A 10,482-nucleotide genomic window follows, 5' to 3' on the forward strand; every position below is an offset into this window, starting at 1 on the left:
ATAGGCGTATTGAAACCGGAAATCTTTGCCTTGGACAGCCCCTGCGGGGCACCCCGGCAGCGGCATTAGGTCACTGGAATCAACAACTTGAATTTTTTGAAATTTTTTTCGATCCGGGGCTTTACAGCCCTCAGGGGCATCCGTATAGTGCGCACCACAACGACGGACAGCCGACGTTGTAGTTGAGATGAAACCTGATGTAAAGCATCATGTGACCTCGACAAAATGTGTGCCCAGGTGGCGGAATTGGTAGACGCGCTGGTTTCAGGTATCAGTGACTTAACGGTCGTGGAAGTTCGAGTCTTCTCCTGGGCACCAAATATTTCGAGTGATAGATAGCAGGTTTTTCTGTCATTCAGCAACACGATTCAAGTTTCATGCAGTAGATGTAAAAGCTTTGCCCAGGTGGCGGAATTGGTAGACGCGCTGGTTTCAGGTATCAGTGACTTAACGGTCGTGGAAGTTCGAGTCTTCTCCTGGGCACCATATAAAAACCCACTAGCTTGCTAGTGGGTTTTTTCTTGCCTGCGTTTTTTGCCCCCCGCTGCCCCGCATCCGCCTCCCCTCGACTATTTGCCTTCATACGGCCACATGAGAAACGATTTCGTTTACCATTGTTTCGAAATATGTAGCCGTAAGCGAGGAAGTACCCGCATGACGATCCGCCCGAAACTGCTGATGCGCACCCTGGCCGCCGCTGTCCTGGGCCTGGTGATTGGCGCGCCGGCCGCCCTGGCAGACGAACCGGTCACGCTGACCATGTACAACGGCCAGCACAAGGAAATCGGCGAAGCCATCGCCAAGGCCTACGAGGCCAAGACCGGTATCCACATCAATATCCGCAAGGGCAGCAGCAATCAGCTGGCCAGCCAGATCATCGAGGAAGGCGCGCGCTCGCCCGCCGACATCATCTACACCGAAGAATCCCCGCCACTGAACAACCTGGGCGAACTGGGCCTGCTGGCGAAGATCGACGACGCCACGCTGGACATGCTGCCCAAGGAATACGTGGGCGCCAACGGCACCTGGATGGGCGTGACCGCGCGCACCCGCGTGGTGGTCTACAACCCGAAGAAGATCGACGAGAAAGACCTCCCCACCACCGTGATGGACTTTGCCGATCCCGAGTGGGATGGCCGCGTCGGTTACGTGCCGACCAGTGGCGCCTTCCAGGAGCAGGCCGTCGCCATCCTCAAGATGCACGGCCGCGAAGCCACTGAAGAATGGCTGACCGGCCTGAAAGCGTTCGGCAAGACCTACACCAACAACATGGTTGCACTGAAAGCAGTGGAAAAAGGCGAAGTCGCTGCCGTGCTGGTGAACAACTATTACTGGTACGCCCTGGAGCGCGAGCGCGGCAAGCTCGACTCCAAGCTCTACTACCTGGCCGACGGTGACGCCGGCAACCTGGTGACGATCTCCGGCGCTGCGGCCGTCAAGGCCAGCAAGCATCCCAAGGAAGCCCAGGCACTGCTCAACTGGATGGCCAGCGAAGAAGGCCAGCGCGTGATCACCCAGACCACCGCCGAATATCCCCTGCACAAAGGCATGGTCTCCGACCGCGGCCTGAAGCCGTTCGAAGAGCTGCGTCCACCGAAGATCAGCCCGGCCGACCTTGGCAATGCCGAAGAAGCCATCGAGCTCGAACGTGAGGTCGGTCTGCTCTGATGACTGCCGCCGCGCCCGATCCGGCCCTGGTACGCTTCGTGCCACGCCGCAAGCGCCCCTCCGTGTGGGTGGTGCTGCCTGTGCTGTTCCTGGTGGCGATGAGCCTGCTGCCACTGCTGTATGTCGCCATCAAGGCCTGGGAAGCCGGCTTGCATGAAGCCCTGCGCCTGCTCTGGCGCCCGTTCGTGTGGGGGTTGCTGCGCAACACCTTGCTGCTGATGGTGGGGGTCACCCTGGTGTGCATGGTGGTCGGCCTGGCGCTGGCCTGGCTGCTCGAACGCAGCGACCTGCGCGGGCGCCGCCTGTGGGGCGTGGTGCTGTGCCTGCCGTTTGCCGTACCTTCGTTCGTCAGCAGCTTTACCTGGGTGTCGCTGAGCTCGGACTTCGAAGGGCTCGGCGGGGCGATCCTGGTCATGGCGCTGTCGAAGTATCCGCTGGTGTTCCTGCCGGTGGCGGCAACCTTGCGCAACCTCGACACCTCGCTGGAGGAGTCGGCGCGCACCCTCGGTTGCAGCCGCTGGGGCGTGTTCCTCAAGGTCACCCTGCCACTGCTGTGGCCCGCCATGCTCGGCGGCGCGCTGCTGATCGCCCTGCACATGCTGGTGGAGTTCGGCGCACTGTCGATCCTCGGCCTGCAGACCTTCACCACCGCGATCTACCAGCAGTTCGAACTGGAGTTCAGCAACGCCAACGCCGCAATGCTCTCGGCTGTGCTGCTCGCACTGTGCCTGGTGATGCTCTGGCTGGAACTGCGCGTGCGCGGCAAGGCCCGCCACGTGCGCATCGGCCAGGGCGTGGCGCGTCGGGCACAGCCCTTGCGGCTCAAAGGCTGGAGCCTGCCAGCACAGCTGTTCTGTCTCGGGCTGGCGGTGCTGGGCAGCGGCATTCCGCTGGCCATGCTTGGCTATTGGCTGAGTGTCGGCTCGTCGGCAGCCTTCCCGGCGGCGGCGATCGGCAAGGCCTTGCTGACCTCCCTGTCGGTATCGCTGGGCGGTGCTGGCTTCTGCGTAGTGCTGGCATTGCCGATCAGCTTCCTGGTGGTGCGCTATAAGGGCCGCCTGGCGATCTGGGCCGAACGCCTGCCCTACCTGCTGCATGCGCTTCCCGGCCTGGTGATCGCTCTGACCCTGGTGTTCTTCGCCCTGCACTACGTGCCAGCACTCTACCAGACCACTGCGCTGCTGATCCTGGCCTACGCCCTGCTCTTCCTGCCGCTGGCCCAGGCGCCAGTGCGCACAGCGCTGAACAAGGCCTCGCCAACGCTCGAGGAAGCCGCCCGCACCCTGGGCGCCAGCAGCTTCGCGGCATTCTGCCGGGTCACGCTACCGATCATCTTCCCGGCCCTGGCTGCGGCCTTCGCCCTGGTGTTCCTGGATGCCATGAAGGAGCTGACCGCGACCTTGCTGCTCAGCCCGACCGGCATGACTACCCTGGCCACGGAAGTCTGGGCGCACACTGCCAATGTCGAGTTCGCGGCCGCCGCACCCTACGCGGCGCTGCTGATCCTGGTATCGGGATTGCCGGTATACCTGCTGACGACACGGATGTACCTGAACAAGGCGTAGCATCGAGGCCCGGGCGCAGGCAGCCCGGGCCCAGCCATTCAATAGCCCAGCGCGCGTTTTTCCGGTCCGGCACTGACGGCATGGTTCGGTCTGCGCAACTGCAATACCGCGAAAACCGAAAGAACCACCGCCAGCCCCCAAAGGATCGGCGTCGCTCCCTGGCTCAGAGCCACCATCTGCAGACCGACGACCAACAGACGCAACAGCGCATCGAGCCGACCATTGGCCACCGAAGGTTCGCGCAGGCGCGCCACACCCCAGATGACATAAGCCAGGGCGCCTAGATTGATGAAGAACATCGAGGTTGGGTCGAGCACACTGAAGGACGTACCCAGGCCAAGCCAGGCATCGAGCCCGGCAAAAAGCTGGAATGCCCAGGCACTCAGCAGTGGAACGGCAAATGGCAGGGTGGCGACGATGTCATAGATCGCGCCGATGCGGACGATGTTGGCGTAACGGGATTGATTCATTGGCAAACCTCCATGTGCATGCGTTCGAGAAGCTCTCTGACTTCGTAGAATTGTCCTGATTGCAGCGCGATCGCGTGACGTCGACCAAGCAGTTCGACGATTTGCGCGGCGCGTTGTTGCGCACTGACGATGTACCCCGGTTGCGTCGAGCGCTCTCGCAAGGCCACCAGTTCGGGAAAGCGCTCGTCAGCCTGCAGGATGGTTTGCGCCACGGTGGTGGCGACATTGCATAACCCCAGCACCGCAAAGAACACCTGCGGATTCTCCAGCTGGTAGACCTTGGCCAGGGCGTTGAGGGCGGCCTTGGAGACACTGTAGGAAAGCATGCCTGCGCGCTGACGAATGCCTGAAACCGAGGCCGAAAACACCACCTGGCTAACCTTGGCCTGTCGGCACAGCAGCAGGTCAAGCACCCATTTCACCGCCACCAGGTTGAGCTCCAGCACCGAGCGGAAGGACTCCACTGGCGTATTGCTCGCAAGCTCCGGCGCGCTGCCGAATGTTCCGGCATTAAGGTAGGCCGTTTCGAATGTCGTCTCACCGATGAAGGCCTGCAGAACAGGCTGGACAGCCTCGCCCGCACAAAGATCCAGCGCCCGGAAGTGCATGCGTGGATGCTCCAGCAGCGCCGTTGGTACCCGTCGCGAAATACCCCAGACCTCATCGCCCCGCTCCAGGTGTAACCTGGCCAGTGCCAGCCCGATACCCGAACTGACGCCCGTAATGAATATGTGAGCCATCAGTGCCTCACTCGAATTTGCCGATGTGATAGCCGCCATCGACGCTCAACACGCTGCCAGTCATGTAGCTGGCGCCGTCGCCAAGCAGGAACAACACTGCAGCAGCCACCTCGCCTGCCTCGCCGAAGCGCTTCATGACCGTAGCGTTGATCTTGCGCTCGGTGCCCGCAGGATTGGCCGCCAGCCGCTCCGGAGAGTTCATCCCGCCAAGAATCGGCCCTGGCGCTACCGCATTGACACGCACTGCATGGCGCCCATCGCGGTCGCAGGCATTCTCCATCGCCACCACTTGGGTCAGGGCGTTGAGCCCTGCCTTGCTCGCCACATAAGCAGCCTGGTTGGGCATGGCCATCACCCCCGCGCAGGAGGACAGATTGACGATCGAGCCGCCTGCCTTCCTGGCGATCAACCGCAACTCATGTTGCAGGCAATACAACGGGCCGCTCAGATTGATACGCACGACCCGCTCCCAGTCCTGTACCTGAAGGTCGGCGACCTGCGCATACGGTGCTGTGATACCCGCGGCATTGACGGCATGGTCGAGTCCGCCGAAACGCGCCTCGATCTCGGCGAAGGCATCGCGCACCGCGCCAGGCTCAGCTACATCGCACGGAATGAAACTGGCCTGCGCGCCCAGTTGCTCAAGCGCCGAACGCCCCTTCTCCAGGCTGCGCCCAAGCACAACGACGCGCGCCCCCTCCTCGCTCAGCCGCCGGGCAATGCTCAGGCCGATACCACTGCTGCCACCGGTGACAACGATGGTCTTTCCCTGAAACTGCATCTGGACTCTCCTTAGTCATATCGAATAGAGGCTGGCCGCTTGTACCGGTCATTGACGCAGCAGTACACGCGATCCAGCTGGGGATTGCTCTTGTCACGGAAACAGTTGCCCTCGAATCGACAGGCATGAACACTTCCCGGCTTGCCCTGCAACGACTTGTTCACCAGGTCGTTGTCAGCGAACAGGGCACGACTCATGCCCACCAGGTCAGTGACGCCCAGCTCGAGCAAGGCTTCGGCCTGGGCCAGCGAGCCAGTGAAGCCGGCAAAGCCGACCGGGAGCGACGTGAGTTCGCGGATGTGCTTCACGCCATGCACCAGCATGGCGTGCACACGCGGATCGGCGCGCAGCATGTAATGGAACGTTTCCTTGATTGCCGCCGAACACATCAAGGCCGCAACACCTGCACGCTCCAGCGCAGGCACCACCTGTTCGAGCAGGGCCGGTTGCTGCCCCTTGTCACCCAGGCAATCATCGATCCCCAGACGCACGGAAATGTCGATGCCGCCCTGGGTTGCCTCCACGATCGCGTCCATGACCTCCAGCAGCAGGCGGGCCCGGCGCAATGGCGAGCCGCCGTAGCGATCCGTTCGCCGGTTGCTGTAGGGCGAGAGAAAGCTGCTCAACAGGTAGCCATTGGAGGCCTGCAATTGCACCATGCGGGCGCCGGCTTGCTGCGCCAGACGTGCTGCATGGGCGAACTGGGCACAGACGCTGCGGGCATCCTCGTGAGTCATGACCCTCGTGCCGCGACGACTTCGACTACCCACTGCCCGGCTGGGCGCCAGTAGAACTCCGCCACTGCGAGCCAGATCGCCCTGGCTGCCGTAGTGCTGCAATTGCACGACCACGGGGCAGGCATTTTCCCGCCCGTAGTCGATCAGCGGCGCCAAGTGGTGGACGTGACGCTGCTCGTACAGGCACAACCCTCCCTCGTGCAGCCGTGTGGATGCATCGACTGCGGAGTTGGCCAATACCACCATGGCGCAGCCTCCATCGATGATGCCCTTGTAGAAGGTCAGCATCTGCGGCGTCAGGCAACCTTCACGACCCAGATCGATACCCATGGGTGCGAAGTACACACGATTCTTCAGGTTCAGGTGTCGTCCGAGGGTGATGGACTGGCGCGTCAGCGGGTATCCCGAGGCCACGCCGGTTACCCGCTCTGCCGATCATTGCAAGGCGCGCCCTGGGCATCATTGCTTGCCAGGGCAGCCACCGACAGCTCCTGCAAGGGCTCGTGGAAGCAGTGGCACTTGATGACTTCCTTGAGCGTCGACAGCGTGGCGCGATCAAGCTTGGCGAATACGGCCAGTTGCACCGCGGCCTGTTGTGAAGGTCGGCACTCGACGATCGGAAAGCTCAGAAAACCCATGTCCCGCACATAGATGGACAGTTGCACCACCTCATGGGCCTGCGCGTTTTCCTCCATGCGAAACCTCACCGCCCGCAGTGAAACATGCTCGAGCAACCCCTCGACTGCCGTGCCGCGCGCCGTGTGCAACAAAACCTGCGGCAACACGCGGTTGGAAGGGGCGAACCAGTGGCTCTCCGGAAAGTTGACCGTGCGCATGCGCTTGAACAGCGGCATCTTGATCGCACTGCCACGCAGGCGCAGCGTGGTGACCAGATTACCGTTCTGGAAGAACATCGCGGTCTTGTCCACCGTCCGGGGCAGGGCGCGCTTCTCGCCAGCGCTGTGCTGGACCACAACCTCCACCGCATAGGTGGACTCGGTGTAGTTATTGAAGGAGACGGACAAGTCTTCGATCGAGATCGAGATTTCACCGCGCCGGTAACCCGAATGGCTATAGAAATAGTGGTACATCGCCTGACGAGCCACTTCGATCAGCATCAGGCCAGGCACGTGCTCATGGGGCTTGTTGTAGAAAAAGTAGTTGTTGGTGTCGTTCATCAGGCCGTACGACGACAGGTTGGCACGTGTCCAACCCGGCAGCGCGTGCAGCGTGTCGGCCAATTGAGTGACCAACGCCGGATCTGCTGCCGGCAACCCGAAACGCCTCTGCAGGTAGCACTCGACCTGACGCGGTAGCCACGCAGCGGACAGTCGGTAGCCCCCCTCGTGCAAGGCATAGTAGGCCTGGGCATTCATTTCGAAACTGTCGAGGGAGTCGAAATCTTCCTGCCCGAGTGTGGTGGGAATGCTGGCAAGCACCCGGCCACCTTGAGCGTCGTCGCGATACAGGACGCCCAACGCAGCACACCCGCGCTCATCGAGATGTTCGAGCAGGAAGTTGGTCTCTTCGACGGTCAGACGAGCCGGCAGAAGATCCTGAAATCCGCAGAGCAGTACGTCGTCCACAGTCCCTTTGTGCAAGACCTGTGGAGTCAGGGGTAACTGACGTTCCATGTTGATTACCTAATAGGGTTCGACGGGGAAGGCGAGCACAGCGTTCTTCAGCATGCGCTTGACGATGGGGCCGTGAGCAGGGCCGACCGGGATCATGTAAAGCCTTCCGAAGGCGTTGTACCGCTGGACGGAGGTCGTCACGCTCAAGCGCTGCACGCCCTCGCCTGCGGGCGTGAGATCGAGGCAGACCATGACCGCCAAGTGCGTATCGCGCGAAGTGAGCACCAGCCGATGCGCATCGATCGCCTCCACCGTGAAGAAGTCGAGGCGCTCGCCCACCGCAGGTTCCCGCTCGGCCGTTCGGGGTGTGAAACCATGGATGTCGGCCACACGGAACCGGCGGGAAACGAAGTCACGAAGGCGAAAAGCCGCAGAGAGCCACGCCGGGATATGCGCAGTCATCGCGCAGTATGCCTGCAGGGCCGTGACGCGCCCGCCGATGCGCACCGCAGCGCAGTGCAGGAAATCCAGCTGCGCAAGCTCGGCGACCAGGCGAACATCCTTGGGGGCGCAAATCAGGGCCGCGGGCATCATCTGCATGCCCCTGTCATTGCTGGAGCAGGGCGATGGCAGCCAATTCGGCCTTGAGCAGCAGCTTCTCGTAGGCCTCGTCGGGCGACTCCTGGCGGCTGGTGATCAAGCCCGCGATTTCACGCGCCGACTCGTCCAGCGGCTCATCGGCGATGAACACCGACTCGAACAACGGGATCGGCGGCAGGTAATGACCTTTCACGTAGGCGACGGTCTGCTGCAGCGGTCGCAGAAGCTCATCCAGCGTGAAACGGTTGAACCCGCCCGCACGGTAGCCGGACGCTGGCGCCCCGACGGTGGTGACGATCAGAAACTCCTTGTCCTGCAGCTTGTCACCACCGCGCGCATAGGCAAAACCGGGCGTGAAGACATCGTCGATCCAGCGCTTCATCAACGCCGGGCACGAGTACCAGTACAGCGGGAACAGCAGCACGATGCGTTCGTGGGCACACAGCAGCTTCTGCTCGGCGGCAATGTCGAAGCCATTGCTGCCCAGTGCGGCCGACAGAGGGTGCAGCGTGACATTGCTACCTTGCAGGGCTTCGACGATGGCGGCATTGGCCCGCGAGCTGCTCAAGTCAGGATGACCGATTACGACCAGAATGTTATCCATGGAGAAGTCCTTTCAAGTGATGGTGTCCAGGCCGCAGCCAGGGGGGGGTCATGCGGCGCGGTGGATTGAACGATAGTCCGCGGCATCTGTAACCTCCCCAATTGTGCAGGCCTGGGTCGGGACGTCGATCCAGCAAGCGAATAGCCAATGGTCGCCCACGCGCACCGGCGCCGCGGCTCGACGGGCGCGATAGCCTGCACGGCGCAGCAATCGCTCGATGCCGAGTGGCGACACGGTGATCAACTGCCGCACGCCCCGAGCGGCCGCACAGCGCAACACGGCATCCAGCAACTGCGTGGCGACGACGGAAGAAAATTGGCCGCCAGAGGTCCGCCCGGCCAGACCAAAATCCATGGCGGAGAAACGCGACAGCTCCCAGATCCGCGAATCACATGGCAGTGTCTGATCGCCCATCAACTGCGGGAATACCTCTGCAAGCAGGTAGCGTTGGTTGGTTGGCAGCACGCGCGCCGTGCCTATGACCTGCTCCTGATCATTGAAGGCAAGCACATAGAGCGTCTCGTCATGGTCGAACTGATCACGCTCGCGACCTGGATCACACGCTAGCTCCCACCCCAGGGTGTCGACGAATACCCGATAACGATAACGGTCCATCTGCAGCAAGCGCGCCTGCCCCAGCTCCTGCTGTGTTCCAACGACGATTTCCATCTCGCGTCCTCCGGCCAATGTGGAAAGGACGCGTATTCGACTCGAAGTAGGGTGATAGCAAAACTGCACTATTTGGCAGGGTACTTCTGCACATAAGCGCAGGGCGTTCGCGCTAGGCCAGCAACCCCAGAAGCGCCGCCCGCGCTACCGCTGCCGTACGATTTGCAGCGCCCAGTTTGGCGCCGGCATTGCGGGTGTGGAATTTCACCGTTTCAATCGACAAGGTGAGGATGTCGGCAACCTCGTTGAGCGTCTTGCCATCGGCAGCCCAACGCAGCACTTCGCGCTCGCGTTCGGAGAGCGGGGACTGCGGCTGCGGTTGCCAGGAGTCCGAGAGCAGCCGCGAGAAGCCTTGGTGGGCGACATTCGCCAGCCAGCGCATCCGCGTCTCATGGGCACGCAACTCACATGCGCCGATCCCTTCGCCAGAGCGCGCCAAGGTCAGCATCCCCCCGCCCTTGCTCCCCTCCAGACACGATTGCGCCCAACCGTGGCGAAGACCGGCCTGCCGTGCCTCATCCCACAACTGCGGAGCGTCGGCGAATATTTCGTCGCCCCAGACCACTGGCTGCATCGAGCGCTGACAGTGGCGGACCGTCGGGTCAAGGAGCAGGTACCCATTGGCATGGTAATGATCACACCATGACCGGCTGTAGTTGCTGAGCATGACGATCCGCGGCTTGGTGACAGGCAGCGGCGTGCGCAGGCCATAAGCACAGTAATCGAAGCCCAGACGGCGCGCGGCTGCCTTGACCTCTTCCAACAACGTTTGCGTATCGCGCGCGTCATAAACCGCCGCCAGCATGTCGCCCATCCATTGCATTTATTATTCTCTCCATGAATGTGAAGCTGCTGCAGCCGCCCCCTGAAGGTGCGAGCCTAGCGGAGCTGCAACAGCCGGACATTGAGCGATATCAATTCGCCACAACGTTAACGAATACTACCGCGCGGTATTTATCCCGTGGCCGGCCTGGTCGGTTCGGCACCTTGGCGCTGACGATACAAGCACAGCGTTACAAAAAATGCTGGCGCCCCCGGGCGATTCACCGATATCTCCTGCCTATCTGGATTGAC

12 protein-coding genes and 2 tRNA genes are annotated in these 10,482 nt (G+C 61.9%); 5 read left to right on the forward strand and 9 right to left on the reverse strand.

Translation table 11 applies throughout. The annotated features are described in order from the left end of the window. The 5 genes from VA602_RS12955 to VA602_RS12975 all read left to right on the forward strand — a co-directional run. On the forward strand, nt 1-182 hold a 182-nt coding region (locus tag VA602_RS12955), incomplete at its 5' end, for a hypothetical protein (protein ID WP_323453393.1). Nucleotides 183-231: 49 nt separating this feature from the next. Beyond that, nucleotides 232-318, forward strand: a tRNA-Leu gene (locus VA602_RS12960). Between the two features lie 81 nt (nt 319-399). Next, a tRNA-Leu gene (locus VA602_RS12965) sits at nt 400-486 on the forward strand. A gap of 168 nt (nt 487-654) precedes the next feature. Further along, on the forward strand, nt 655-1,668 hold the full coding sequence (locus VA602_RS12970; RefSeq protein WP_197891934.1) for an extracellular solute-binding protein: 1,014 nt from the start codon (nt 655-657) through the stop codon (nt 1,666-1,668). Beyond that, a complete protein-coding gene (locus VA602_RS12975) occupies nt 1,668-3,233 on the forward strand; it encodes an ABC transporter permease (RefSeq protein WP_054893196.1) in 1,566 nt (521 codons plus the stop codon). Before VA602_RS12970 ends, VA602_RS12975 begins: the two co-directional genes overlap by 1 nt. A gap of 38 nt (nt 3,234-3,271) precedes the next feature. Here the strand turns inward: VA602_RS12975 and VA602_RS12980 are convergent, their stop codons facing one another. The 9 genes from VA602_RS12980 to VA602_RS13020 all read right to left on the reverse strand — a co-directional run bounded on the left by VA602_RS12980 (nt 3,272) and on the right by VA602_RS13020 (nt 10,231). Next, entirely contained in the window at nt 3,272-3,703 is a 432-nt protein-coding gene (locus VA602_RS12980; RefSeq protein WP_065863774.1) for a hypothetical protein, read from the reverse strand. Continuing rightward, on the reverse strand, nt 3,700-4,482 hold the full coding sequence (locus tag VA602_RS12985; protein WP_153774203.1) for an SDR family NAD(P)-dependent oxidoreductase: 783 nt from the start codon (nt 4,480-4,482) through the stop codon (nt 3,700-3,702). The genes VA602_RS12980 and VA602_RS12985 overlap by 4 nt, the downstream gene beginning before the upstream one ends. Next, entirely contained in the window at nt 4,451-5,224 is a 774-nt protein-coding gene (locus VA602_RS12990; RefSeq protein WP_054893193.1) for an SDR family NAD(P)-dependent oxidoreductase, read from the reverse strand. Before VA602_RS12990 ends, VA602_RS12985 begins: the two co-directional genes overlap by 32 nt. An 11-nt stretch (nt 5,225-5,235) precedes the next feature. Further along, the gene (locus VA602_RS12995; RefSeq protein WP_063546395.1) at nt 5,236-6,375 is read right to left on the reverse strand and encodes an NADH:flavin oxidoreductase; all 1,140 of its coding nucleotides are present in this window, start codon (nt 6,373-6,375) and stop codon (nt 5,236-5,238) included. Between the two features lie 5 nt (nt 6,376-6,380). Further along, the gene (locus tag VA602_RS13000) at nt 6,381-7,595 is read right to left on the reverse strand and encodes an AfsA-related hotdog domain-containing protein (protein WP_153774206.1); all 1,215 of its coding nucleotides are present in this window, start codon (nt 7,593-7,595) and stop codon (nt 6,381-6,383) included. Nucleotides 7,596-7,604: 9 nt separating this feature from the next. Beyond that, complete coding sequence (locus VA602_RS13005) at nt 7,605-8,126, reverse strand: DUF2867 domain-containing protein (protein ID WP_323453395.1); 522 nt, start codon at nt 8,124-8,126, stop codon at nt 7,605-7,607. Nucleotides 8,127-8,142: 16 nt separating this feature from the next. Beyond that, on the reverse strand, nt 8,143-8,739 hold the full coding sequence (locus VA602_RS13010) for an NAD(P)H-dependent oxidoreductase (protein ID WP_054893190.1): 597 nt from the start codon (nt 8,737-8,739) through the stop codon (nt 8,143-8,145). 48 nt (nt 8,740-8,787) lie between these two features. After that, nucleotides 8,788-9,408, reverse strand: coding sequence for an acyl-homoserine-lactone synthase (locus tag VA602_RS13015; RefSeq protein WP_323453394.1), 621 nt, complete (start codon nt 9,406-9,408; stop codon nt 8,788-8,790). A gap of 112 nt (nt 9,409-9,520) precedes the next feature. Further along, nucleotides 9,521-10,231: an autoinducer binding domain-containing protein gene (locus tag VA602_RS13020; protein WP_063546400.1), complete on the reverse strand. Its 711-nt coding sequence runs from the start codon at nt 10,229-10,231 to the stop codon at nt 9,521-9,523. Between the last annotated feature and the right edge of the window lie 251 nt (nt 10,232-10,482).

Source organism: Pseudomonas machongensis (assembly GCF_034961125.1).
GTDB classification, from domain to species: Bacteria; Pseudomonadota; Gammaproteobacteria; order Pseudomonadales; family Pseudomonadaceae; genus Aquipseudomonas; species Aquipseudomonas machongensis.